This is a genomic window from Verminephrobacter aporrectodeae subsp. tuberculatae (genome assembly GCF_026127385.1).
GTDB lineage: Bacteria > Pseudomonadota > Gammaproteobacteria > Burkholderiales > Burkholderiaceae_C > Acidovorax > Acidovorax aporrectodeae.
The window spans coordinates 1-242 of sequence record NZ_QZCX01000027.1; the positions used below are offsets into that span (position 1 = coordinate 1).

Sequence of the window (242 nt, forward strand, 5' to 3'; positions counted from 1 at the left end):
GGCAACGACGCAGTGAGCTTCAGCAACCAGGCCGTGACCCATGGCACGTCGGCAACAGACACCACGCCCCCGGTGCTGATCACCACCGGCGACCATCGCCCCAAGGTCACCGGCAACCAACTGACGCTGACCTACACCGACGCGAGCAACCTGGACGCCGCGAACACCGCAGCCGCCACGGCCTTTGCGGTGAGCAGCGCAGGCAATGCGGCCATCAGCGTGAACAGCGTGGCGGTATCGGG

The 242-nt window shown here is 66.9% G+C and carries 1 protein-coding gene; it reads left to right on the forward strand.

Features of this window, described 5'->3' with window-relative positions:
• A partial coding sequence (locus D5041_RS21970; RefSeq protein WP_265285843.1) for a SwmB domain-containing protein occupies positions 1–242 on the forward strand: 242 nt, incomplete at both ends.